21 protein-coding genes and 1 pseudogene are annotated in these 24,531 nt (G+C 71.6%); 12 read left to right on the forward strand and 10 right to left on the reverse strand.

Features of this window, described 5'->3' with window-relative positions; all coding sequences use genetic code 11:
• The first annotated feature begins 4 nt into the window (after positions 1–4).
• The gene (locus tag FE374_RS07985) at positions 5–1,258 is read left to right on the forward strand and encodes a M20 family metallo-hydrolase (RefSeq protein WP_168205626.1); all 1,254 of its coding nucleotides are present in this window, start codon (positions 5–7) and stop codon (positions 1,256–1,258) included.
• 96 nt (positions 1,259–1,354) lie between these two features.
• Here FE374_RS07985 and FE374_RS07990 read toward each other — a convergent pair whose 3' ends face one another.
• The gene (locus tag FE374_RS07990; RefSeq protein WP_179957359.1) at positions 1,355–1,924 is read right to left on the reverse strand and encodes a helix-turn-helix transcriptional regulator; all 570 of its coding nucleotides are present in this window, start codon (positions 1,922–1,924) and stop codon (positions 1,355–1,357) included.
• Positions 1,925–2,024: 100 nt separating this feature from the next.
• Between FE374_RS07990 and FE374_RS07995 the strand changes: the two genes are divergently transcribed.
• Positions 2,025–3,038 (forward strand): NAD(P)/FAD-dependent oxidoreductase, encoded by a 1,014-nt coding sequence (locus FE374_RS07995; RefSeq protein WP_139928047.1) that lies wholly within the window; start codon positions 2,025–2,027, stop codon positions 3,036–3,038.
• Between the two features lie 110 nt (positions 3,039–3,148).
• On the opposite strand, the pseudogene FE374_RS08000 reads toward FE374_RS07995, so the two are convergent.
• Positions 3,149–4,150 (reverse strand): annotated as a pseudogene (locus tag FE374_RS08000) (AAA family ATPase); the annotation flags it as partial.
• Positions 4,151–4,606: 456 nt separating this feature from the next.
• On the opposite strand from FE374_RS08000, the gene FE374_RS08010 reads away from it, so the two are divergent.
• Both FE374_RS08010 and FE374_RS08015 read left to right on the forward strand, forming a co-directional pair.
• Positions 4,607–6,772, forward strand: a complete 2,166-nt coding sequence (locus FE374_RS08010; protein ID WP_456319091.1) for a DEAD/DEAH box helicase — start codon at positions 4,607–4,609, stop codon at positions 6,770–6,772.
• Positions 6,773–6,858: 86 nt separating this feature from the next.
• The gene (locus FE374_RS08015; protein ID WP_139928050.1) at positions 6,859–7,845 is read left to right on the forward strand and encodes an aldo/keto reductase; all 987 of its coding nucleotides are present in this window, start codon (positions 6,859–6,861) and stop codon (positions 7,843–7,845) included.
• An 82-nt stretch (positions 7,846–7,927) separates the two neighbouring features.
• On the opposite strand, the gene FE374_RS08020 is transcribed toward FE374_RS08015, so the two are convergent.
• Complete coding sequence (locus FE374_RS08020; RefSeq protein ID WP_139928052.1) at positions 7,928–8,305, reverse strand: DUF2255 family protein; 378 nt, start codon at positions 8,303–8,305, stop codon at positions 7,928–7,930.
• A gap of 342 nt (positions 8,306–8,647) precedes the next feature.
• Between FE374_RS08020 and FE374_RS08025 the strand changes: the two genes are divergently transcribed.
• Positions 8,648–8,878: a hypothetical protein gene (locus tag FE374_RS08025; RefSeq protein ID WP_221934881.1), complete on the forward strand. Its 231-nt coding sequence runs from the start codon at positions 8,648–8,650 to the stop codon at positions 8,876–8,878.
• A 140-nt stretch (positions 8,879–9,018) separates the two neighbouring features.
• On the opposite strand, the gene FE374_RS08030 is transcribed toward FE374_RS08025, so the two are convergent.
• On the reverse strand, positions 9,019–9,411 hold the full coding sequence (locus FE374_RS08030) for a VOC family protein (protein ID WP_139928054.1): 393 nt from the start codon (positions 9,409–9,411) through the stop codon (positions 9,019–9,021).
• A gap of 351 nt (positions 9,412–9,762) precedes the next feature.
• Between FE374_RS08030 and FE374_RS08035 the strand changes: the two genes are divergently transcribed.
• Positions 9,763–11,190 (forward strand): Nramp family divalent metal transporter, encoded by a 1,428-nt coding sequence (locus FE374_RS08035; RefSeq protein ID WP_139928056.1) that lies wholly within the window; start codon positions 9,763–9,765, stop codon positions 11,188–11,190.
• Positions 11,191–11,447: 257 nt separating this feature from the next.
• On the opposite strand, the gene FE374_RS08040 is transcribed toward FE374_RS08035, so the two are convergent.
• The gene (locus FE374_RS08040) at positions 11,448–12,155 is read right to left on the reverse strand and encodes a FadR/GntR family transcriptional regulator (protein WP_139928058.1); all 708 of its coding nucleotides are present in this window, start codon (positions 12,153–12,155) and stop codon (positions 11,448–11,450) included.
• A 163-nt stretch (positions 12,156–12,318) separates the two neighbouring features.
• Between FE374_RS08040 and FE374_RS08045 the strand changes: the two genes are divergently transcribed.
• Positions 12,319–13,347 carry an L-idonate 5-dehydrogenase gene (locus FE374_RS08045; RefSeq protein ID WP_139928060.1) on the forward strand — a complete coding sequence of 343 codons (1,029 nt, stop codon included), beginning with the start codon at positions 12,319–12,321 and terminating at the stop codon, positions 13,345–13,347.
• 316 nt (positions 13,348–13,663) lie between these two features.
• Here the strand turns inward: FE374_RS08045 and FE374_RS08050 are convergent, their stop codons facing one another.
• Positions 13,664–15,070 carry an Nramp family divalent metal transporter gene (locus FE374_RS08050; RefSeq protein WP_230978511.1) on the reverse strand — a complete coding sequence of 469 codons (1,407 nt, stop codon included), beginning with the start codon at positions 15,068–15,070 and terminating at the stop codon, positions 13,664–13,666.
• A gap of 451 nt (positions 15,071–15,521) precedes the next feature.
• Here FE374_RS08050 and FE374_RS08055 point away from each other — a divergent pair, with 451 nt between their 5' ends.
• The 3 genes from FE374_RS08055 to rlmC all read left to right on the forward strand — a co-directional run bounded on the left by FE374_RS08055 (position 15,522) and on the right by rlmC (position 19,717).
• The gene (locus FE374_RS08055) at positions 15,522–17,054 is read left to right on the forward strand and encodes a Re/Si-specific NAD(P)(+) transhydrogenase subunit alpha (protein WP_139928062.1); all 1,533 of its coding nucleotides are present in this window, start codon (positions 15,522–15,524) and stop codon (positions 17,052–17,054) included.
• Between the two features lie 7 nt (positions 17,055–17,061).
• Complete coding sequence (pntB, locus tag FE374_RS08060; RefSeq protein ID WP_139928064.1) at positions 17,062–18,495, forward strand: Re/Si-specific NAD(P)(+) transhydrogenase subunit beta; 1,434 nt, start codon at positions 17,062–17,064, stop codon at positions 18,493–18,495.
• Between the two features lie 88 nt (positions 18,496–18,583).
• Positions 18,584–19,717, forward strand: a complete 1,134-nt coding sequence (rlmC, locus tag FE374_RS08065; RefSeq protein WP_139928066.1) for a 23S rRNA (uracil(747)-C(5))-methyltransferase RlmC — start codon at positions 18,584–18,586, stop codon at positions 19,715–19,717.
• A gap of 72 nt (positions 19,718–19,789) precedes the next feature.
• Here the strand turns inward: rlmC and FE374_RS08070 are convergent, their stop codons facing one another.
• Both FE374_RS08070 and FE374_RS08075 read right to left on the reverse strand, forming a co-directional pair.
• Complete coding sequence (locus FE374_RS08070; RefSeq protein WP_139928068.1) at positions 19,790–20,197, reverse strand: YchJ family protein; 408 nt, start codon at positions 20,195–20,197, stop codon at positions 19,790–19,792.
• 62 nt (positions 20,198–20,259) lie between these two features.
• Positions 20,260–20,541 (reverse strand): DUF2277 domain-containing protein, encoded by a 282-nt coding sequence (locus FE374_RS08075; RefSeq protein WP_139928070.1) that lies wholly within the window; start codon positions 20,539–20,541, stop codon positions 20,260–20,262.
• Positions 20,542–20,667: 126 nt separating this feature from the next.
• Here FE374_RS08075 and FE374_RS08080 point away from each other — a divergent pair, with 126 nt between their 5' ends.
• Positions 20,668–20,862, forward strand: coding sequence for a hypothetical protein (locus FE374_RS08080; RefSeq protein ID WP_139928072.1), 195 nt, complete (start codon positions 20,668–20,670; stop codon positions 20,860–20,862).
• A 7-nt stretch (positions 20,863–20,869) separates the two neighbouring features.
• Here FE374_RS08080 and FE374_RS08085 read toward each other — a convergent pair whose 3' ends face one another.
• Positions 20,870–21,274 (reverse strand): nitroreductase/quinone reductase family protein, encoded by a 405-nt coding sequence (locus FE374_RS08085; RefSeq protein ID WP_223173669.1) that lies wholly within the window; start codon positions 21,272–21,274, stop codon positions 20,870–20,872.
• A 130-nt stretch (positions 21,275–21,404) separates the two neighbouring features.
• Positions 21,405–21,866 (reverse strand): VOC family protein, encoded by a 462-nt coding sequence (locus FE374_RS08090; RefSeq protein WP_230978512.1) that lies wholly within the window; start codon positions 21,864–21,866, stop codon positions 21,405–21,407.
• Between the two features lie 75 nt (positions 21,867–21,941).
• On the opposite strand from FE374_RS08090, the gene hrpB reads away from it, so the two are divergent.
• Entirely contained in the window at positions 21,942–24,491 is a 2,550-nt protein-coding gene (gene hrpB, locus FE374_RS08095; RefSeq protein WP_223173670.1) for an ATP-dependent helicase HrpB, read from the forward strand.
• Positions 24,492–24,531 lie beyond the last annotated feature (40 nt).

The raw sequence follows: 24,531 nt of genomic DNA on the forward strand, positions 1-24,531 counted from the left end.
TCAGGTGAGCGCCACCATCGACCCCGAGATCGGGTGGGTGCAAGAAGGGCTGGATCACCTCGCCACCCTCGTCGACCCGGCACTGCCCGGCTGGTCCCGCACCGGCTTCAGCGTTCAGGACGTCGAGGGTCGCCGCTGGATCGCCCACCAGATGCGCGCCGCGGGGCTCAGTACGCACGTCGACGCCGTCGGCAACGTCATCGGGACCCTCGAGGGCACGGCCCCCGCCGCCCCCGCCATCGTCGTCGGCAGCCACAGCGACACCGTTCCGGGCGGAGGGCGCTTCGACGGCATCGTCGGCGTCCTGGGCGCCATCGAGGTGGCACGCACGCTCCGCCGCGCGGGCACCCGCCTCACCCATGAGCTGCGAATCGTCGACTTCGCCAATGAGGAAGGAAACCCCCAAGGAGTCAAGCTCGTCGGCAGCAGGGCGACCTCCGGAACCCTGGGCCACGACCACCTCCAGGCGACAGACGAGGGTGGCGTCAGCCTCGCCGATCTGATCAGCCGCGCCGGCCACTCACCCGAGAAGGTCCACACGTGCCGCTGGGACAGCGCCGGCATCGCCGCATATCTTGAGCTGCACATCGAGCAAGGCCCGGTCCTCGAACGAAACGGCGCCAGGATCGGCGTCGTCACCCGCGTGTGCGGCATCAGTACCTTTCACCTCGACGTCCACGGGCGCCGAGACCACGCCGGTACCACGCCAATGGCCACGCGGAGCGACGCCATGTGCTGCGCGGCGGACGCCGTGCTCGCCGTTCAGCGCATCGCCGCCGCGGGGCGCGACACCGTGGGGACGGTCGGTGCACTCACCACCACGAGCCCACTCACCAATGTGATCTCCGAGCTCGCCCGGGTCACCGGAGAGTTCCGGAGCCCGCACATGGCCGGTCTTCGAGCCCTCGCGGAGGAGCTGGAGGCCGACATTCCGCGACTCGACGCGGCGCACCGGACCACGAGCAGTCTCGCCTGGGGCCACACGGATCCGCCGGCCGTGATGGACCGGCACTTGTCCGCCATCGTCGCCGGCGCAGCCGCGACGGTTGGCCACGAGGCCGTTCGGCTCTACTCCGGTGCGACCCACGACAGCGTGCAGATGTCACAACTGGCACCGACCGCGATGATCTTCGTGCCTTCGGCGGGCGGGCGGAGCCACTGCCCGGAGGAGTGGACCGAGCTGGCTGACATCGAGCAAGGCGTTCGCGTGCTGATCCAAGCGGTGCTCGACGTCGACACCGGTTTCGCCGGCAGCTGAGGGGTCGCTGGGGACGTGGTCCGGGTCCACCGTTTCCGGTGCCGGACGCGCATAGCTCGCAGTTGCGGCAGTGCGGTCGGCCGCGAGTTTCCTGGCTCAGTCGCCATCGGTTCGCTGGTGGCCGCGACGGGCGTCGCGGTCGAAGATTCCCAGGATCTCGCAGGGGCCGCCCTCGGCGCCGATGGCGTGCGGCATCATCGTGGGGAACTCGGCGGCCTGGTTGGTCTCGACCCGGTAGCGCCGGTTGCCCAGCATGAGGATCGCGGTGCCCGAGAGGACGACGAGCCACTCGCGACCGGGGTGTGCGCGTAGGCGCGAGGCGATCTCTGGTGGCGGCTCGGTCATCCGTTGACGCACCACGGTCATCCCGGGATCGCCCTTGATGGGCCAGCGCATCAGCCCGTGAGGAGCGTCGATCATCGGACTCGTGACGACGTCGTCCGACGCGTCCTCCACCAGCTGGTCCAGGGACGTGTCCAGGGCGCGGGCGAGCGTGACGAGGGTGTCCAGAGAGAGGCGGCGCTGCCCGTTCTCGATGCGGGAGAGGGTGGACTGGCTGAGCCGGGCTCGAGAGGCCATCTCCTCCAAGGTCCAGCCCTGCGCCACGCGAAGGGCGCGGATGCGCTGGCGTACGAGGCCGTCCAGTTCCGCCAAACCTTGCGTCATAAGCAAGATCCTATGCCCAACCTGGAAGGTGCGGATAGCGTCGCGCCCACAGGGCGGACGTACATCCGGTGTCGTTCGCACCGACGGAAGAGGCGACGCCATGACGGTGACCACACCTGCGCAGACCACCCACACACCGTCCGGCGAGACGGTGGACGCCGTCGTGATCGGTGGCGGTGCCGCAGGGCTGAACGGTGCGCTGATGCTCGCCCGGTCCCGCCGCAGGGTGGTCGTGGTCGACGGCGGCACGCCCCGTAATGCGCCGGCCGAGGCGGTGCACGGCCTGCTCGGGCTCGACGGCACCGCGCCCGCCCAGCTGTACGAGCGCGGGCGGGAGGAGGTGCGCCGCTACGGGGGCGTGGTCGTCGCCGGCGAGGTGGCCACCGCCGAGCCGGCGGCGTCGTCCGCCGACGGTGACCTGCGCTTCACCGTCACCCTGGCCGGCGGCCGCACGCTGAGCGCGCGCCGCCTCCTGGTCGCCACCGGACTACGCGACGTATTGCCCGACCTACCCGGGCTGGCCCCGCACTGGGGGCACGACCTGGTGCACTGCCCGTACTGCCACGGCTGGGAGGTGCGCGACGAACCGATCGGAATTCTCGCCGTCGGGCCCGCCTCCGCGCACCACGCGCTCCTGTTCCGGCAGCTGACCGACGATCTCGTCTACTTCGCACGTGGCACCGAGCTGGACGAGGACACCCGCGCGCGCTTCGCCGTACGCCGCATCCGCATCGTCGACACCCCGGTGGCGGAGGTCGTCACGTCGGACGACGGCGGGATCGCTGGTGTGCGCCTGGTTGATGGTCGGGTGGTCTCCCGCAGAGTCCTCGCGGTGGCGACCACGATGCGGGCGCGCACCGAGGGCGTGGACGGACTGAAGCTGCCGATGGAGGACTTGCCCGACGGCAGGGGCCGCCGCTTCGCCGCCGGCCCGTCCGGTGCGACCGACGTGCCGGGCGTGTGGGTGGCCGGCAACGCCACCGACCTGACCGCCCAGGTGGGCGCCGCTGCCGCGGCCGGCGCCCTGGCCGGGGCCCACATCAACGCGGCCCTGGCCACGGCCGACACCGACGCGGCCCTCGTCGCGGCCGGGAGCCGCACCGTCCCCGCCTGATGCCGTGCACCCAGGTCACACTGTCACTCTCCCGCGCCTGGTCCACCCCTGGACGGGTTCGTGTCGGGAAGGCGAGCGCGCTGTCGGGGTGAGGCGAGCGCGCGCCCCAGTCACCCGGTGAGGACCACCAGCCGCTGCGTCGCCCGCGTCATCGCGACGTAGCGGTCGACCGCTCCTTCGATCCCGTCACCGAACGCCCCCGGATCGACGAGGACGACCAGGTCGAACTCCAGCCCCTTCGCCAGCTCCGGGCGCAGCGACCGCACGCGGGAGGTGACCCGGAACGTGGGATCGCCGATGACGCACGCGAGTCCCTCAGCGTGCTGGGCGAGCCACGCGTCGAGGATCTGGGCCAGTTCCGACCTGGTTCCGTGCACGACGGGGACACCGGTGCGGCGGACGGAGGTCGGCACGTTCGCGCCCGGGAGCATGGCCCGGATGGTCGGTTCCGCCTCGGCCATGACCTCCTCCGGTGTCCGGTAGTTGATGCTCAGCGACGCCAGGCTGATCCCACCGAGTCCGATCCGCTCGAGCCGCTCGAGCCACGACTCCGTGAACCCGTGGCGAGCTTGTGCGCGGTCCTCGACGATGGTGAAGCTTCGGGACGGGCAGCGGAGCAGCAGCATCTGCCACTCCGCGTCAGTCAGCTCCTGCGCCTCGTCCACGACGACGTGCGTGAACGGTCCGGCGAGCAGGTCCGGGTCGGTGCTGGGCGCCTCGGCCTCGTCGACGAGCGCTTGCTGAAGGTCCTGTCCGCGCAGCATCGACATGATCTGCAGGGCGGAGTCGTCCGCGGCGATGAGGTGGTCGACCACCCGTGCCATCTCCTCGCGCTCGGCAGCGAGCGCGACGTCCTGCCGGCGCTTGCGTCGTGACGCCTCCGGGTCTCCGAGGCGCTGCCGGGCTGCGTCCACGAGGGGCAGGTCGGACACCGTCCACGCCTGAGGGTCTGCGCGCCGCAGCTGCGGCACCTCCTCCCGGCTGAGCCACGGAGCGCACGCGCGCAGGTAGGCGGGTACCTCCCATAGGTCTCCGACAAGATCGGTGGCCTCGAGCACCGGCCACGCCCGGTTGAAAACGCTCGTCAGCTCCATGTGACGTCGCAGGGACCTAGGTGCCCGCTCACCCGACCCTGTTGATGCCTCTGCTGCCTCTGCTGCCTCTGCTGCCTCTGCTGCCTCTGCTGCCTCTGCTGCCTCTGCTGGCCGGCGTCGGTTCCTCGATCGGTGTCCCGGGCGGACTCGACGAGGTCTTCGTCTCCGCATCCCGGCCGTACCGTCCGAGGGCGACAGGCGGTATCATCGGAACTTCACTGGCTATCGGCCGGGCCGCTCGCGATGACGACCCGTGCGCTGAGGTTGGTGATCGGCCTTCGAGGGGTCGGACGGCCAGGGGGTCGGGTCGTCCGCGTCCTACGTGTTGATTCGCGCGCGGATCCGCGAGGCCGGCTCACGTCCCGGAGGGGTGCTTCTGCCCGCTCCGACCGGACGTCCATCGTCCCGGTCGCGGGGCTGTGTGCGGGCTTGTCCTCGCCACGGTCACCGGCAGGTAACGCTAGAGGAGGACCCGTGGCTCAAGGAGCCTCGCGCCAGTCGGGCGCACGCCGCGCTGCCCCGCGCCAGTCGGGCGCACGCCGCGCTGCGCCGCGCAATCAGCGACCGGCCCGCCACCACCACGACGACGACGGCATCATGCCGGTGCTCGCCCGGGTCGCACGCGAGGTCGAGACGGCCGTGCAGCGCGGTCGGGTGGTGCCGTCGGTGCGGAAGAAGTTCCAGGTCCTCGCGCTCCTGGTGCGTGAGGAGCGGTCCCGGCTGAAGTCGGACGCAACGGTCAGCGAGGCGCGGCGCGCCGAGGAGCTCAAGCGCCTCGACGGCATCGCCGTCATCCTGGCGACCACCGCGGCCCGCGACATGTCCCTGTTCTCCCTGCTCGACGGCGAGGTGGCCCTCTCGGAGGACGCTCGGGCATTCAAGCGCGAGCTGCTCCTTGAGGCCGGCATGGAGGTGCCCGCCGAGGAGGCCGCACCGCCCGAGCCGCCCGCGGAGACAGCACCCGATTCGCGTCGGGTGGTGCCGCAGTCGGTCGTCTCGCGTCAGATGGCCAACCCCTTCCTCGCCCCGGACTACTCCTCGTTCGCGAAGCGAAGCGCCCGCCCCCGCCGACTGGCCGGCTGGGAGCTCCTCGGGCCCCTGTTCCGCTCGTTCGAGATGGGCGGGGCGTCGTCCTGCATGGACCTGCCCGAGCCGACGGCGGTCCGCGTGCCGAAGGGTCGCCGGCTGATGCCGCACCAGGCGGGCGTCGTCGGGGCCGCCGCGGCGGGGCACCGGACCTTCCTGCTCGCCGACGAGCCCGGCCTGGGCAAGACGGCGCAGGCGCTCCTGGCCGCCCAGGCGGCCAACGCGTACCCGTTGCTCGCCGTCGTGCCGAACGTGGTCAAGGCCAACTGGGCACGCGAGGCTGGCCTGTGGACGCCCGAGCGCCGCGCGACCGTGATCCACGGCGACGGTGACACGGTCGACGGCTTCGCGGACATCATCATCGTCAACTACGAGGTCCTCGACAGGCACGTGGGGTGGCTCGGCGAGCTCGGGTTCCGCGGCATGGTGGTCGACGAGGCGCACTACATCAAGAACAAGAAGTCCCAGCGGTCCCAGCACGTGCTGCAGATCGCCGAACGGCTCCGCTCCCGGATGGGGAACCCGTTGCTGCTGGCCCTCACCGGCACGCCGCTGATCAACGACATCGAGGACTTCCACGCGATCTGGGAGTTCCTGGGCTGGATCGACGACAAGAAGCCGCTCGGCGAGCTGATGGAGGCGCTCGAGGAGACCGGGCTGACCCCCGCCGACCACGGGTTCTACGCCGCGGCGCGTGCCAGCGTGATCGACCGGGGGATCGTGCGCCGCCGCAAGATCGACGTGGCCGCGGACATCCCGGCCCGCCGCGTGGCCGATCTGCCCGTCGAGCTCGACGACGAGGCGGGCCGGTCCATCCGCGTGGCCGAGCAAGCGCTCACGCGTCGCCTCGTGTCGCGCTACGACAAGGCGCTCGAGGCGCGTCACGCCGACGTCGTGGAGGGCATCGACCACGAGCTGGTGCGTCAGGTCGCCAAGTGGGAGCGGGGCGCCAAGACCGACAAGAAGTCCGACGAGAACGTCTTCAGCATGATGCGACGCATCGGCCAGGCCAAGGCCGGCCTCGCGGCCGACTATGCCGCGCAGCTCGCCCGCAGCGTCGGCAAGGTGGTCTTCTTCGCCAAGCACGTGGACGTGATGGACGCCGCCGAGGAGACCTTCGCCCGCCGCGGGATGCGATACGCGTCGATCCGCGGCGACCAGACGCCGTCGGCGCGGCAGAAGAACATCGATGCCTTCATCACCGACCCGGACGTCGCCGTCGCGGTCTGCTCGCTGACGGCCGCGGGGGTGGGCCTCAACCTGCAGGTCGCCTCCAACATGGTGCTCGCTGAGCTGTCGTGGACCGACGCCGAACAGACCCAGGCCATCGACCGCATCCACCGCATCGGGCAGGCCGAACCCGTCACGGCGTGGCGCATCATCGCCGCCCAGACCCTCGACGCACGGATCGCGGAGCTGATCGACTCCAAGGCGGGCCTCGCCGCCCGGGCGCTCGACGGCTCCGACGAGGAGCTGTCGTCCTCCACCGACGTCCAGCTGGAGGCGCTGGTCACGCTCCTCACCGACGCGCTGACGGAGCGGGTCCCCGCCTAGGGCCGACACCCGTAGGACCTATCGATTGTCCGTTGCTCCCTCTGGTGGCCGAGACTGTAGCCATTCGGCATCGATAGGAGAACTTCATGGAGCAGCGCACACTGGGCCGCACCGGCCGCAACGTCTCGGTCATCGGCCTGGGCACCTGGCAGCTCGGCGCGGACTGGGGCGACGTCCGCGAGGACGAGGCCCTCGAGGTGCTCGAGGCCGCCCACGACAGCGGTGTGCGATTCCTCGACACGGCTGACGCCTACGGGGACGGGCGCAGCGAGCAGCTGATCGGTGCGTTCCTGCGGTCTCGGCCTGGGCACGACGTGGTGGTCGCCACGAAGGCCGGACGGCGGGTGATGCCGCAGCGCGCCGAGACCTACTCCCTCGACAACCTTCGGGAGTGGACCGACCGCTCGCGCGCCAACCTCGGTGTCGAGACGTTGGACCTGGTCCAGCTGCACTGCCCGCCCACATCCGTGTACGGCGACGATGCCGTGTACGACGCGCTCGACACGCTCGTCGCCGAGCGTCGGATCGCCGCCTACGGCTTCAGTGTGGAGACGCGTGCCGAGGCGTTGGCCGCGATCTCGCGCCCCAACGTGGCCACCGTCCAGATCGTGTTCAACATGCTGCGCCAGGGCCCACTCGCCGAGGTCCTGCCCGCGGCGGCCGCCGCGGGCGTCGGCATCATCGCGCGGGTGCCCCTGGCCAGCGGCCTGCTGTCCGGGAAGTACGACGAGAACACGCAGTTCGCGGCGAACGACCACCGCAACTTCAACCGCGAGGGCAAGGCGTTCGACGTCGGCGAGACGTTCGCCGGCGTCGACTTCACCGTGGGCCTCCAGGCGGTGCGCCGGATCGCGCCGCTGGTACCCGACGGCGCCACGATGGCCCAGTTCGCGCTGTGCTGGATCATCGACCAGCCAGGTGTCAGCACGGTCATTCCCGGTGCGCGCAACGCCGCCCAGGCCCGCGGCAACGCGGCGGCGGCGCAGATGGCGCCCGTGCCCAGCGATGCGCTGGCTGCCATTCGGTCCGTGTACGACGAGCTGATCGCCCCGCAGATCGGTTCGCGCTGGTGACCGGCACCGCCGCCTGACCGGCCGCGGTACTCGGGTGAACTCGCGGGGCCCGCGCCTGAGGTGCAGGCGCGGGGCCTCGCGCTCAGGCGTCTTGCGGCACGAGGCGAATGGTCGTGAGCTCGGAGCCCGGCCCCACCACCGTGTTCACGATCCGCGGCCCGTGCCGGTCGTACTTGGCGTGGTACGCGGCGTCGACCGCCTCCTGCAGCTCCTGGCCGACCTGCTCGAAGGTCACGTTCTTCTCCACCCCGCCCGCACGGACACGGCCCGACCCGCTCGCGAGCGCGCGGCGGAACCAGCCGTTCTCCGGCCCGTATGCCGACCGGATGAAGATGTCCTCGGCGGCCCGCACGACCCAGATCGTGACGAACGGTCGCGCACTGCCATCCCGGCGCAACGACGAGACCTGCAGCTCCTCGGCGCGCCCGACCTTGTCGAGCTCGTCCGGCGTCCACGTCATGTCTCCTCCTAGGTCCGGGTGGGCCGTCCAGCTGGTGCAGATCCTTCCAGGGGCTGCCACATCGGCGCGATGGGAGTAGACAGGATGCTGGCGTTCCGCACTTCGGTACCAAGGTCACGCTGGACGATCACCACGCAACGGAGGTGTGCCATGGGGCACAGCACGATGCCCGCACCACATCGGCGGATGGGGAAGGCTGCCGCGACCCGAATGGCGATGAAGTCGCCCAAGGGTGCCGCGATGCACATGGCGATGAGATCGCCGAAGCGTCCCGCGGGGCGCATGGCGGCGCGGCGAGGCGCGGGGAAAGGATCTTGGCCGCCCGGCGGCAAGGGGCCGACCGTGAGCGGCCCGCACGCGATGCCGGCGCTCGCCATCGGCGCGTTCGCGACCGGTGCCAGGAGCATCGGCTTCGCCAGCCTCCTTGGCACGGCCATGGGCGCGGCAGCGCTCGGTGTGGTCGCCGTCTGGCGCCTCTCGGTCAACAAGGCCGTCATCCGACACCTCAGGATCCGCGAGCTCGAGGTGGACGACCTGACCGTGCGGAAGCTGCACGTGGTCGACCGAACCTGACGGGCCGGCGGCCGATCAAGGCCGCCGCGGCAGCGTGAGAACGAGGGGCGCGGTTGTCACCGCGCCGTCGTCCGCGCGCCGGAACTACGGCAACACCTGTTGCCTCGGCAAGGTGGCGCCTCGTCGTGCGGAGCTCGGCGCTACTTGGCCTGCTCGTCGGGCTGGTGAATGCCGAAGACGTTGCCCTCGGTGTCGAGGAAATAGCCTTGCCAGGCCATCCCGGGAAGGGCGTGCTTGGCCAGGGCCACGGTCCCACCGGCGGTCAGGATCGCCGTTTCCGCCGCGTCGTAGTCCTCGACGCCGATGGTCAGCACCGCGCCCATCACCGCCTGACCGGTGGCCGGGGCGTCACCGTGGCGTTGCATGATGGCACCGTCGATGCCGGGCTGGTCCTCACCGGTTCGCACGCCGACGTAGGGCACGCCGGCGTACTCGCTCCAGTCCTCGAAGGTCCAGCCGAACGCGGCGCCGTAGAACGCCTGCGCGCGCGGGACGTCGCCGGCGTGGATCTCGAAGTGCACGGGACGGGGCATGGTCTCTCCCTGGATCGCGGCTGTTCGACCGTTCGGGCCAGACGGTGGGGCGGCCCGGCAACGGTGACGGTACCCGCCCGCCGCGTCCTCCTGTCCCGGCCGTGCGTAGACGTTCGCGCGTAGTCGGTTCGCATGGGCCACTACGTAACCCATGACGTGATCCGACTCACCAAACACATACGGATGACGGAGTTGTGACATCCCAGAACGTGTGATTAATATGTCTAAAGTCAGATGGGGCGAAGGTCCCAACGCGGCACACCTTCCACGCCCGGAGCCGGCGACAGCGACGTACGCAAGGTCCTCGAAGACCGTCAACACCTCCCGGGCATCTCCTTGAGAGGACCAGTCATGTCAGTGACGACGAGCGCCCAGAGCGCGACTCCCTCGTCCATCCGTGAACGCGACCCGTACAAGCTCGACCCGGCCGATATCCAAGATCCGCCCCGCGGATGGCGCCAGAGCTGGAAGTTCTTCGGTCCCGGCTTCGTCACGAGCGCCGCGGTCGTCGGCTCCGGTGAGCTGATCACCGCCACCGCATTGGGCGCCAAGGTGGGCTTCCTGCTGCTGTGGCTGGTGCTCGTCTCGACCTTCGTCAAGGTCGCGGTCCAGATCGAGCTGGCGCGCTGGTCGATCTCCACCGGGAAGACCTCGGTCACCGGTTACAACGACGTCACGCCGAAGATCGCCGGGCGCGGCTGGATCTCCTACATCGGTGTCCTGATGATCCTCCAGATCGTCATCGGCCAGGGCGGCGTCCTCGGCACCGGGGCGCTCGCGCTCAGCATGGTCATGCCGGTCGGCGGCGACCCGTTCTCCCTGGTCTCGATCGCGACCTGGGTGACCGTCATCGTCGTCCTCGCGGTCGCGGTCCACCTCACCAACCGCTACGGCGTGATCGAGAAGGTCTCCACGGTGCTGGTCGCCCTGGTGACCCTGGGCGTCATCGCGATGGTCATCGGGCTGCAGTTCACCCCCTTCGCATGGTCGGCGACCGACATCGCCGAGGGCATGCAGTTCAAGATCCAGGTCGGCACCATGGGTGTCGCGCTCGCCATGTTCGGCATGACTGGCGTCGGCGGCGGCGAGATCACCGCGTACAGCTACTGGGTGGTCGAGAAGGGCTACGCCCGGTTCGCCGGCCCGAACGACGGCTCCCAGGCCTGGGTCGACCGCGCGCGCGGCTGGATCTCGGTCATGAAGAAGGACGCGTTCCTCTCCTGGGTGATCTACACCATCTCCACCGCTGCCTTCTTCATCCTCGGTGCGGCCGTGCTGCACCCGCAGGGGCTCGTGCCGGAAGGCACCGAGGTGCTCGAGGTCCTGTCCCGCATGTTCACCGACGTCGCGGGTGACTGGACCAAGACGATCTTCCTGGTCGGTGCCGCGGCGGCGCTGATCAAGACGATCCTGGCGAACGTCCCCGGCTTCGCCCGGCAGGTCTCCAACACGCTGGCCATCTTCGGCGCATTCGACTGGAACGACGTCGAGGTGCGTAACAAGTGGCTGCGCGTGCTGATGATCGCCCTGCCGATCGTCTGGGGAGCGTTCTACCTCTTCGTGCAGTCGCCGGTCGCGATGATCATCATCGCCGGCATCGGCAACGCCGTGTACCTCATGGCCATCGTCGTCGCCGTCTGGTACCTCGGCCGCACCCAGACCGACCCCCGGGTCAAGGACGGCTCGACCTTCAAGCTCTACCTCGTCATCTCCTCGATCGCCGTCTTCGCGGTCGGCCTGCTGTCGCTGCTCGACCTCATGGGCATCTCGATCGCCTGAGGTCTCGCACGGAAGACGGGGCGGCAGCGGCCAGATGGCCGCTGCCGCCCCTTCGTACACCCGGGCCGTCCCGCCAGTGCGGTAGTGCGGGGAGGTGAGCCAGCCCTCCGGCGGTCGTGCGGGGAGGGGGGCGAGCCCTTCGGCGGTCGTGCGGGGAGGGGGGCGAGCCCTCCGGCGGTCGTGCCGGATGGTCAGCCACGCCGGCGCGCCGTCGTTCGTCGCGCCCTGGTAGTACTTCGTCAGAAGACCGAGCAGAGTCAGCCGGCGCTGGCGGGCTGGACCACCTCGTGGGCGACGACGTCGACGATCGCCGTGGCGAGCCGCTCGGCGCGGGCGACGTCGCCGTCCGCCAGTGCGTCCGCGAGCTCCGCGTGGTTGTCCAGGTTCTCCGCCGCGGGGTGCGGGGGAGTGAGCCCGAGCTCGTTGCGCCCGGTGAGGATCGCGGTGATCGTCTCCTCCAGGGCGGCGAGCATCTCGTTGCCGCTCGCCGCGAGCAGCGCGGCGTGGAAGCGGATGTCGGCGGCGAGGAACGCCGCGGAGTTGCCCTCGCCCGCCTCGCCCAGGCGCTTCATCTCCGCCGCGCTGCTGCGCAGCTCCTCGAGCTGCTGCCACGTCACCCGGGCCGCGGCGTATCGGGCCGCGGTGGGCTCGATGCCCCGGCGCAACTCGGTGAGCGTCTTGAGCTGGAAGGCCTTCCCGGGACTGTCCAGGCGCCACCGGATCACCTCGGGGGCCAGCATGGCCCACTCGCCCGGCTTCGTGACCGTGAGCCCGACCTTAGTGCTGGAGCGCACGAGCCGCAGGCTCTCGAGCACGCGGACGACCTCCCGCGCCACCGAGCGCGAGACGCCGTAGCGCTCCTCGAGCTCACGCACCGTGGTGCGGTGGCCCGGCGGGTAGGTGCCGGTGACGATGGCGTGCCCGAGGTCGTCAAGCATCTGCTGGTGGAGGTTCTTTCCCGTCATCACGTCTTCCTTGTCGCTCGCAGTCGGGATATAGACCTCAGAATAGCCGACCTGAGCAGTGGTAAAGTATGACTAATACCTGCGATCGGTCAGATCACCGATCGTGTTCAGTTGGGGCGACGGCGGCCCGAGGACCGCCGTTCTCACAGGAGCGGAGCGGGACATGAAGGCAGTTGTGGTGCACGGCGCGGGAGACCTGCGGGTCGAGGACATCCCGGAGCCGCAGTGCGGACCGGACGAGGTGCTCGTCGAGATGGAGTTCGGCGGCATCTGCGGCTCGGACCTCGCGTACTGGCGGCACGGCGCCTCCGGCACGGCCGTCCTGCGTGAGCCCCTTGTGCTGGGGCACGAGGTCGCCGGCCGGATCGCCCAGGTCGGCGCGAACGTCCGCGGCTTGGTCACCGGCACGCCGGTCACCGTCCACCCGGCCACGAACGTGGGCGACGGCGTCATGCCTGAGCGCCTTGCGGGTCGGTCCAACCTGTACCACACGGTGCGCTACTTCGGCTCCGCCGCCTTCCTGCCGCACGAGCAGGGCGGCTTCTGCCAGTACCGCGTGGTGCGTCCGGACCAGATCCGCGTGCTGCCCACGAACGTCACCACCCGTCAGGCGGCCGTGGCCGAGCCGCTGGCCGTGGCCCTCCATGCGGTGAACCGGGCCGGCGACCTCACCGGCAAGACCGTGCTCGTCAACGGCTGCGGGCCCATCGGTGTCCTCACGGTCGCTGCGGCGAAGGCCCGCGGTGCCGCCGAGGTGGTCGGCGCCGACCTCGCGCCGGCATCCCTCGAGATTGCCCGGCGCATGGGCGCCGACCGCGTCGTCAACCCGGCGGCCGGCGAGGACCTGCCGCAGGACGTCGACGTCAGCTTCGAGGCGTCAGGTGCGCCCGCGGCGCTCGGGGGCGTCATCGCCGCGACCGCCCGCGGCGGCGTCCTCGTCCAGGTCGGCAACCTGCCGGTCGGCGACGTCAGCGCTTCGCTCGGCAACATCGTCACCCGCGAGATCGAGTACCGCGGCTCGTACCGGTTCGCCGACGAGATCAGCGACGCGCTCACTCTTCTGGGCGAGGGCCTCGACGTCGAGCCGTTGCTGACCCACACCTTCCCGCTGGCCGACGCGCTCGCCGCGTTCGAGACCGCGGGCGACCGCTCGACCGGGTCGAGCAAGGTGCTCCTGCAGATCGGCGAGTAACGGCCGACGGCGTGGGACGGCTTGAGGCCGTCCCACGCGGTCCGTGTCGGTGGGCCTGCTGGCCCCTGCTGCGGTGGGCCTGCTCTGCTGCGGTGGAGCCGCGTTGCTGGCGTATCGACCCACGCTGCGGCCGTTCGGCCTCGCCGTCCGGGCCGTGGACGAGCAGGTGCGCCTGGTTCGGCGCGCCCACGAGAATCCACTGACCGACGCCCAGACAGGGCCCCGACGTGCGGAGCCTGGGTCGCCCCGCGTCATCGAGCCGAACGGACCGTGAGCCCCCCCGGGTGACCCGGGGGGCTCGCGGTCAGGCGTGTCGTCAGAACATGTCGTACAGCGCAAGGGTGCCCACGGCGAAGATCGCGAGCGCGGAGACCACCAGCATCACCATGAACCCGTTGCCGTCCTTGACGCGCGGGTCCGTCTGCGTGCGTGACAGGTACAGCGTCGCCACGGCGACGCCCATGAGGAACAGGGCGTTGAGGATGCCGGCGATGACGACCAGCGCGAGCGGGGAGTTGGCGAGGACGCCGAGGGTGCCCCAGGTGATCGGCAGGATGATCATGATGACCCGCATCCACCTGTCGCGCACGACCATGTTCATCCAGTCGAACGCGCCGAAGACGGACAGCGTGTTGGCCACCTGCCGGCCCAGGCTGGGCACGTTGGCGATGATCGTCTTGAACAGCGCCACCCCGGCACCGAAGAGGAAGATCGTCCCGCCCCACTGCCCGACGGTGGTCGAGAAGATGCCGGAGATGACCTCCATGACCTGGGTGCCCTCGGGCTCCAGGCCCTGGGGGTTCAGGACGGAGGCGCCGAGCATGTAGAAGGCCGCGGTGGAGATGGTGTAGATGGCCCAGGAGACCCAGGCGTCGAGCTTCATGACCTTGATCCAGCCGCGGGCCCGACTGACCCAGCCCTCAGAACCGTCGTTCGGGCCGGTCCACGCCGCGTAGCCCTTCTCGACCACCCAGTAGGTGTAGGCGGTGATCTCGCCGGCGCCCACGCCGGTCATGCCGAACATCGCCAGGGCGATGCCCATGGCCCCGGCCGCGACCTGGAAGCGGAGCCCGTCGGCGATGTCGGCGCCGCTCCAGGCGAACTCGGTGTACTGGACCATGAAGACCATGGCGACCGCGAAGAGGGTGACCATCAGGACGAGCCAGGTCGAGACGTTCTCCACCAGCTCGTAGCGGTTCGCGAGGTGGATGCCGATGGCGACGACCACGAGGATGGCGACCCACGCGCCGATCGACAGCACCGAGAACGGGTCGCCGCCGATGGGAAGCAGCATGGAGAACGCCAGCGCCGCGCCGCTGATGACGCCGGCCTGGCCGATGAGGAACTGCAGGAACATCAGCAGGACGAGCCACGCCATCCAGCCGCGGCCCAGGAACTTCGGGGGCACGTCGTTGTAGCCGGTGATCGCCGGCTTGCCGGTGGAGATGGACCAGCGGGCGAGCTCGACCTGGACCCACACCTTGACGAATGTCGAGATGAGGATGAGCCAGAACAGCATGAAGCCGACCTTGGCGCCCAGCGCCGTGGCGGTGAGCAGCTCGCCCGACCCCACGACAGCGGCGCTCGTGATCATGCCCGGGCCGAGGTACTTCAGGCTGCCGCGAATTGTTCTCGGGGCCTCCCGGACGTTGGCCGGATCCAGCAGATAGGGATCCAGGTCCTTGTCGAACGTCGTCTCACGTGTGACGGTCTGCGCGGTCACGGTCAGCTCCTCTGTGTCGCCCCGAGCGGGACGGTTGATCTTCGGTGCCGCCCACCGCGCACGCGCCACGGCGCCGGGGGACGTCATCCAGAAATGGGGCGCCGAAGGGTAGGCAGCACGCTGGACGGTTCAACTAGCTGTTGCAGGTTGTTGTTGTCGTCCACAGGTCCCGCAGGGGAGCGGCGTCGAGGGGCCTCTCCGGCGTCACCGCAGCCCACGGCGGCGTCATGGCGCCACCTGGGACTTTCGGCCCAACGGCCGTGGCGGGCACCCCAGGAGGATCGGTTGCACGGAGTACGATGTTTCAGAGGGTTTCCTCCATCACCTGGGAGCCGTCGGGCACACGAGTCCACTCGCCAGTTCGCCGCCCCGCGGTTGTGGACCGAGCACCCCGCGGAGAGGAGTCGTCGATGACTGACAGGCTGGTACCGGGAGCCGCGGTGGCGCCCCGATGAGGATCGGCATCCCGCGCGAGACCCTGCCGGGCGAGAACCGTGTGGCCGCCACCCCCAGGACGGTGCCCGAGCTCATCACGCTCGGCTACGACGTCGTGGTCGAGCAGGGCGCGGGGGAGCGGGCGAGTGCGCCCGACCCGGCCTACCTCGAGGCCGGTGCCCGGATCGTCGACCGCGCCGAGGCGTGGGCCAGCGACGTCGTCCTGGCCGTCAACGAGCCGGGCGAGGCGGAGATCGCCATGCTGCGCCCCGGAGCCACCCTCATCACCTTCCTGCGCCCGCGGCAGGACCCCGAGCTCGTCGCGGCGCTGACCCAGCGCGGCGTCACCGCGCTGTCGATGGACATGGTCCCGCGCATCAGCCGCGCCCAGTCCCTGGACGCCCTCAGCTCCCTGGCCAACATCTCCGGCTACCGGGCCGTCGTCGAGGCGTCCTTCGCGTTCGGCCGGTTCTTCACCGGCCAGGTCACCGCCGCCGGGAAGGTACCGCCGGCCAAGGTGCTCGTCGCGGGCACCGGCGTCGCCGGGCTGGCGGCCATCGGGGCGGCGAAGAACATGGGCGCCGTCGTGCGCGCCACCGACGTGCGCCCCGAGACGGCCGAGCAGGTCGAGTCGATGGGCGCCGAGTTCCTCCACGTGCGCGCCGCCGCGCTGCAGGTCTCCTCGGACGGCTACGCCCAGGAGATGGGCGACGACTACACCCAGCGCGCGGCCGAGCTTTACGCCGAGCAGTGCAGGGACGTCGACATCGTCATCACGACCGCGGCGATCCCCGGGAAGGCGTCCCCGCGGCTCATCACCGCCGAGATGGTCGCCACGATGAGACCCGGCAGCGTGATCGTCGACCTCGCCGCGGCCGGCGGTGGCAACTGCGAGCTGACCCGGCCGGGGGAGAAGTACACAACCGACAACGGGGTCACCATCGTCGGATACACCGACCTCTCCAGCCGGCTGCCCGGGCAGGCGTCCCAGCTGTACGGCACAAACCTCGTCAACGCGCTCAAGCTCATGACGCCGGAGAAGGACGGACGGCTCGTCCTCGACCTCGACGACGAGATCGTGCGCACCATGACCGTGTGCCACGACGGCGTGACCACCTTCCCGCCGCCGCCCATCACCGTGTCCGCCACCCCGGCGCCCGCACCGGCGGCCGCCGCCGCCCCGACCCCGGCGAAGCGGTCCCGGCCCTGGACGCACTCCTTCGGGGTGGTCGCTGCCGGCGCGGTGCTCATGATCGCCCTGCTGACCGTGGCGCCGTCGTTGTTCGTGCAGATCTTCGGGGTGTTCGTGCTCGCTGTCGTGGTCGGGTACTACGTGGTCTGGAACGTCACCCACGCCCTGCACACACCGCTGATGAGCGTGACCAACGCCGTCAGCGGCATCATCGTCGTCGGTGCCGTGACCCAGATTCCCAGCGAGAACATGACGATCCGGGTCATCGCGTTCGTCGCGGTGCTGCTGGCGAGCATCAACATCTTCGGCGGGTTCACCGTCACCCAGCGCATGCTCAAGATGTTCAGGAAGGCGTGAGAAGGCGATGATGACCAACTTCGTCAATGCGACCTACATCGTCTCCGGTCTGCTGTTCATCCTCGCCCTCGCCGGGCTGAGCCGGTTCGAGACCTCCCGGCGCGGCAACGCGTTCGGCATCCTCGGCATGGCGTTGGCAGTGGTCGCGACCATCGTGTCCGTGCTCGACCCGCCGGCCGGCGGCACCGCGCTCGACGGCGAGGGCCTGATGCTCCTCGCGGTCGCCATGGCCCTGGGTGCGGTGATCGGTATCCGCAAGGCGGTCAAGGTCGAGATGACCGGCATGCCGGAGCTCATCGCGCTGCTGCACAGCTTCGTCGGCCTGGCCGCCGTGCTGGTCGGGTACAACTCCTACCTCGAGAGCGGGAGCGACAGCTTCCACCTCGCCGAGGTCTACATCGGCATCTTCATCGGGGCGGTGACGTTCACCGGGTCGATCGTCGCCTGGGGCAAGCTCTCCGGGAGGCTCGCCTCCAGGCCGCTGATGCTGCCCGGGCGTAACTGGCTCAACCTGGCCGGCCTGGTCGCCGTCGTCGCGATGTCGTTCTGGTTCGTGCCCACCCGCAGCCTGACCGCGCTGGCGCTCATGACGGCGATCGCGCTCCTGCTCGGCATCCACCTGGTCGCGGCCATCGGCGGTGCCGACATGCCGGTGGTCATCTCGATGCTGAACTCCTACTCGGGATGGGCCGCCGCGTTCAGCGGCTTCATGCTGGACAGCACGGTCCTGATCATCACCGGAGCCCTGGTCGGGGCCTCCGGCGCGATCCTGTCCTTCATCATGTGCAAGGCCATGAACCGCTCGTTCGTGTCCGTGATCCTCGGTGGTTTCGGCGAGACCGCCGCCGTGGGCGGGCCGGTCGACCAGGGCGAGTACCGCGAGCTGAGCGCCGGCGAGGTCGCCGCGGCGCTCGCGGGGGCCGGCAACGTCATCATCGCCCCCGGCTACGGCATGGCCGTCGCGCAGGCGCAGTACCCGGTGGCCGAGCTGACGAAGCGGCTCCAGGCCAACGGCACCACGGTGCGGTTCGCCATCCACCCGGTCGCGGGGCGCCTGCCCGGGCACATGAACGTCCTCCTCGCCGAGGCGCACGTGCCCTACGACATCGTCCTGGAGATGGACGAGATCAACCATGACTTCGCCGACACCGACGTCGTGCTCGTCATCGGCGCGAACGACACGGTGAACCCGGCCGCCATGGAGCCCGGCTCACCGATCTCCGGCATGCCGGTGCTGCACGCGTGGGAGGCGCGCCACGTCATCGTGTTCAAGCGGAGCATGAGCCCGGGCTACGCCGGGGTGCAGAACCCGCTCTTCTTCCGGGAGAACTCGGCGATGTGCTTCGGCGACGCCAAGGCCAGCGTGCAGGCGATCCTCGCCGCGCTCCCGGGCGGCTCGACGGACGCCGCCGCCCGGACACCCGAGCCCGCCCACGCCTGAGCTGACCGCCGTGGGCAGGAACAGGGGCCCGTGAGGTGTGCCACCGCACAGGTATCGCCGCGACGTCGCCGCGTAGCATGGGCGGGCTATGCAGTGCTCCTACTTCGACGCCGGCCGGTGCCGTTCGTGCACTCTGCTCGCGGTGCCGTACGGCGAGCAGCTCGCCGGCAAGGAGCGGCACTGCCACGAGCTGCTCGCCGCCTACCCGGACCTGGAGTGGCTCCCCGCCGTCCCGAGCCCCGAGGGCGGGTACCGCAACAAGGCCAAGATGGTGGTCGGGGGCACCGTGGAGCAGCCGCGGCTGGGCATCCTCGACGCCGACGGGCACGGGGTCGACCTGCAGCGGTGCGGCCTGAGCGGCCCCGGCCTCCGGGCCGCCTTTCCCGCGCTCGCGGCGTTCATCACCCGCGCCCGCCTCACTCCTTACGACGTCCCCGCACGGCGCGGCGAGCTGAAGTACCTGCTGTTCACCGAGTCGCCCGACGGCGAGCTGATGCTGCGGTTCGTACTGCGCACGGACGAGTCGGTCCCGCGCATCCGCAAGCACCTGCCCGCCCTGCTGACAGAGCTTCCCCAGCTGCAGGTGGTCTCCGTCAACCTCCACCCCCAGCACAAGGCGGTGCTGGAGGGGGAGCGAGAGCTCCTGCTCACCGAGCGGTCGACCCTGACCATGCGGATCAATGACATCGCCCTGCACCTGCGACCGCAGAGCTTCTTCCAGACCAACACCGAGATCGCGGCGGCCCTCTACCGGCAGGGCCGGGCGTGGGTCGAGGAGATCGCGCCTGCCTCGGTGTGGGACCTGTACTGCGGCGTCGGCGGCTTCGCGCTGCACAGCGCCGCCCCCGCACGCGACGTCGTCGGCATCGAGACCAGCCGCGAGGCCGTGGCCAGCGCCGAGCTCAGCAGCCGGGAGGCGGGGCTGGACGCACGTTTCGCGGCCGGGGACGCCACCGCGTTCGCACTGACGACGGCGGCACCCGAGCTGGTCATCGTCAACCCGCCGCGACGTGGCATCGGGCCCGACCTGTGCATGTGGCTCGAGGCGTCCGACGTGCAGCACGTCGTGTACTCCTCGTGCAAGGCGGAGTCGCTGGCACGCGACCTCGCCGCGATGCCGTCCCTGGTGCCGCGGCGTGCCCGGGTGCTCGACATGTTCCCGCAGACCCATCACTACGAGGTCATGGTGCTGCTCGAGCGGAACGCCGCGCGCGTGGCGTGACCGCCGGGCCGGTCCGCCCGGCCGGCGTCGGCCCTCCTGGCCCAGCCGGGCTACGCCGGCTACCCAGCCGGGCTACGCCGGTTGCTCGCCGTCGACGTAGAACCAGCGCCCGCCCTCGCGCACGAACCGGGACACCTCGTGCAGGCGGCCGCCGCCGGCGGGGGAGCGGTAGTGCGCCACGAACTCCACCACGCCGTCGGTGTCGAAGGGCCCACCGGCCACGGCGGCGAGGACGTCCAGGCGCCGCCACGTCACGCCGTCCAGCGCGAGGTCGGGCGGTCGGGTCCGCGGGTGCCAGGTCGCCTCGAGGTAGGCGACGTCCCCGACGGCGAAGGCGCTGTACCGCGACCGCATGAGCGCCTCGGCCGTGGGCGGGTACGGTCCCCCGGCGGCGAGCCCGGCGTGGAAGCGGCCGCAGCACGCGCCGTAGGTCTCGCCGGACAGGCACGGGCAGCGGGCGTCGTCGTTCAAGTCGGCCACGAGACGATTGTGCCGTGCCCGAGAGCGGGCTCCCGCGCCGGCTCAGCGACCGCGCACGAGGGTCACCCGACCTCGGCGGTGGCGAAGCGCAACCGGCTGCGCTCGCGGGCCTTGGCCGCCTCGACCTCCCGATCCTTCGGAGGCGCGGAGGTCACGAGCGCATCCAGGAGGTCCTGCGTGGCGCGGGCCACCCGGGCCACGGCGTCGTCGAACGCCGCCTGGTTGGCCTGGGAGGGCTTCGTCATGCCGGCCACCTTGCGCACGTACTGCAGCGCGGCGGCCCGCACCTCCGCCCGCTCGGCCGGAGGCTCGAAGTTGTGCAGGGTGTGGATGTTGCGGCACATGCCCCCAGCCTTGCCCCCGGACGGCGCGCGGGCAAGCGGTCACCCGCTGCACGGGTGCCCCCTTGCGTGGCGGGCCGCCCGGGAGCAACCTCGGTCACAGACACCGACCGGGAGTGAGGAGCCAAGATGCGGCGCAACGGGTGGCGGATCGGCGGCGGCGCGGTGCTGGTAGCGGTCGGGGTGGTCTGGACCCTGCAGGGTGTGGGGCTCCTGGGCGGGAGTGTGATGACCGGCGTCACGCTGTGGGCCGTCATCGGCCCTGTGGTCGCGGTGGCCGGGCTGGTGCTGACCCTCCTGGGCCTGCGGCGGCGGGCCCGGTGATGGTGCCTCACGGCCGGCCGGGGTCCGGCTCGAGCAGCACCAGCGCGATCTGCCGGCTCGTGCGGGCCTGGTAGGTGCCATACGTCGGATACTCGCGGGTCACCCGCGGCCACAGCGCGGCGTGCTCGTCGGTGCCGGCGACGCGCGCCCGCGTGGGCCGAGCTCGCCCGCGGCCGGTGCGGACCCGGACGGCCGGGTTTGACCGGATGTTGAGCAGCCACTCCGGTGGCCGGTCGTCACCACCCCGTGACGCAACGACGACGAGGGTAGGGCCGTCCTGCACCGGCGAGGTCAGCAGTACCCGGTGGGGCCGGCCGGTGCGCCGTCCCGTCGTCGTCAGCTCGACGACCGGCATGCCCGCCACCTGCCACCCGATTCGCCCGCCGGTGACCACCAGGAAGGCGCGGTGCACCGCGTTGAGGACTTTCAGGGCCGTGACGGTGGGCGCGGTTCCAGCACGCCGCGAAACGTCGGACGGCCCAGGACTGTCGGACGGGTCCGGACTGCCGGGCGGCCCGGGACCGTCAGCAGGGTTCGGACGGTCAGGCGTACGTGCCCACGTTCAAGATGTTGCCGTCGAGGTCCTCGAACCAGACCGACTTCATCGAGCCGTCGCTGAGGACGCCGTCGTCCCAGGAGCCGCTCGGCATGTCGAAGGTCAGGAAGGTCACGCCCTTCTCACGCAGGGCTGCGACCTCGGCGTCGAACCCGTCCGCCGGGACCTGGAACGACACCGCGGTGGCCTTGTTCGTGCCCGCGTAGGACGACGCGTAGACCATCACCTTGCCCGAGCCCACCGAGTACAGGACCACGTCGGGCACATCACCTTCTGACCTGGTGAACCCGAGGGTGCCCTCGTAGAACGAGCGGGCAGCGTCGAGGTCCTTGACGGCGAGCGTCGGGACGGGGTTGAAGTCGGAGAGCATGGCGTCCTCCCGGGCACGATCGAACGACCGTCGGTCGATCGGCACCACGACGGTAAGCCCGGGCGCGACGGCGATCAAGGCCCCTAGCGCCTTGTGCGTCTCGCCGACAGGCCTCGGCCGGTCACCGGCGCCGGCGGGAGGCAGACTGCCCCTGTGGACGACCCGATCTCCCGGCTGCTGGCGCACCCGCCCGAGCTGCCGGTCCGGCATGGCCTGCCGGCCGTCCTTGAGGCCGTCCGAGCCCGAGGGGTCGCGGTGGTCCAGGCCCCGCCTGGCACGGGCAAGACCACGCTCGTCCCGCCTGCCCTCGCCGGTGCGGTGCCCGGGACGGTCGTCGTCACCCAGCCCCGGCGCCTGGCCGCCCGGGCCGCCGCCCGCCGGCTCGCGTACCTGCTCGACGAGCCGGTCGGACGCACGGTGGGCTACGCCGTCCGCGGGGACCGCCGCCGCAGCGCCGCCACCCGCATCGAGATGGTGACCACCGGCGTCCTCCTGCGCCGGCTGCAGCGCGACCCCGACCTGCCCGGGGTGGGCGCCGTCGTCCTGGACGAGGTGCACGAGCGCCACCTCGACGCCGACCTCGCCCTGGCCCTGCTGGTCGACGTGCGCGCGAACCTGCGCGAGGACCTGCCCGTGGTGGCGATGTCCGCCACCGTCGAGGCGGCGCGCACGGCCGCTCTGCTGGGCGGGGCTACGCCGGCGCCGGTGGTGGACGTGCCCGGGGTCCTGCACCCCGTGGCGCAGGAGTGGTGCCCGCCGCCGGCCACCGTCCCGCGGGCCGACGCCCGCGGGGTCACCCCCGGGTTCCTCGACCACGTCGCCGCCACCACCCGCCGCGCGCTGGCCGAGCGCGACGGCGACGTGCTGGTCTTCGTGCCCGGCGCCGGGGAGGTCACCGGGGTGGCGCGGCGGCTGGCCGGCGTGGCCGCGGACGTGCACCCCCTCCACGGCCGCCTGCCGCACCGCGAGCAGGACCTCGCGCTCACCCCCGGCCCGCGTCGGCGCGTGGTGATCTCCACGGCGGTGGCGGAGTCCTCGCTCACCGTGCCCGGCGTCCGGGTGGTGGTCGACGCCGGGTTCTCCCGTGAGCCGCGCACCGACCACCGTCGGGGTCTGGCCGGGCTCGTCACGGTGAGCGTGAGCCAGGCGGGAGCGGCCCAGCGCGCCGGCCGTGCCGGCCGTGAGGGGCCCGGGGCGGTGTACCGGTGCTGGTCAGAGGCGGAGCACGCCCGGCTGCCCCGGTACGGCGAGCCGGAGATCGCGACGGCGGACCTGACCGCGTTCGCGCTCGAGATGGCCTGCTGGGGCAGCCCGGACGGCGCGGGACTGGCCCTGCTCGACCCGCCACCGCCGGCCGCCCTGACGGCTGCACAGCTGAACCTGGCCGAGCTCGGCGCGGTCCGCCCGGACGGTGCCGTGACCCCGCGAGGCCGGCTCATCGCGGCCGTGGGCGCGGACCCGCGGCTGGCCCGGTCGCTGCTCGACGCCGCCGCGGTGATCGGGGAGCGGCGCGCCGCAGAGGTGGTCGCCCTGCTCTCCCTCGACGTGCGGGCGCCCGGCGGCGACCTCGTCGCCGCCCTGCGGGCGGCGCGCCGCGGCGGGCCCGACACGGCGGCCTGGGAGACCGAGACTCGCCGGCTGCGCGCCTCGCTGCCCGCCGGCGCCGCGCGGGGAGGCGGCAGCCCGGCGTCCGACGGCGGCACCCGGGGACGGGGGAGCGCCGTGCTGCCGGACGACCTCGCCGTCGGCCTCGTCGCCGCCCTGGCACACCCGGGCCGGATCGCCAGGCGCCGCCCGGGCGGATCGAGCTACCTGATGGCCTCGGGCACGGGTGCGATGCTGCCGGCCGAGTACTCGCCCCTGGCCGGCGCCGAGTGGCTCGCGGTCGCCGACGCCGACCGTGGCGCCGGTCGGCGGGATGCGACCATCCGTTCCGCGGCGCCGATCGACGAGGCCGTGGCGCTCGAGGCGGGTGCGGCGCTGCTGCACGAGACGGAGACGGTGACCTGGACGGACGGCCAGGTGGTGGCTCGGCGTGCCACCGCGCTCGGGGCGATCGAGCTGTCGGCGTCGCCCATCGCGAACCCGCCGGCCGAGCTGGTCGCTGCCGCGGTGCGGGACGGCCTGGCCCGCGAGGGGCTCTCGATGCTGCCGTGGTCGGACGCCGCGCGTGCGCTGCGTCAGCGCCTCAGTTTCCTCCATGGTGCGTGTGGGGCGCCGTGGCCAGACGTGTCGGACGCTGCGCTCCTCGACTCCGTGGAGGTGTGGCTGGGACCGGACCTGGCCCGCATCCGGGGTGTGCGGGACATCCGCCGCGTGGACGTGCTGCAGGCGCTGCGCCGCCTGCTGCCCTGGCCGGCGGCCGCGCGGCTCGACGAGCTGGCCCCCGAGCGAGTCACCGTGGCGAGCGGGTCCAGCGTGCGCGTGGACTACTCGGCGGAGCAACCGGTCCTTGCCGTGCGGCTGCAGGAGGTGTTCGGCTGGCGGTCGCCGCGCCTGGCGGACGGGCGGGTGCCGCTGGTGCTGCACCTGCTCTCGCCGGCGCGCCGCCCGGTCGCCGTGACCGCGGACCTCGCGTCGTTCTGGGCCACCGGGTACCCGCAGGTGCGCGCGGAGATGCGAGGCCGGTACCCGAAGCACGCCTGGCCGGAGGACCCGCTGACCGCGACGGCGGCCCGCGGCACCGGTCGCCCGCGCGGCTGACTCCGCGGCACCGGTCGCCCGCGCGGCTGACCGCGCTCGC

It is taken from the genome of Georgenia yuyongxinii, from assembly GCF_006352065.1.
Lineage (GTDB): Bacteria > Actinomycetota > Actinomycetes > Actinomycetales > Actinomycetaceae > Georgenia > Georgenia yuyongxinii.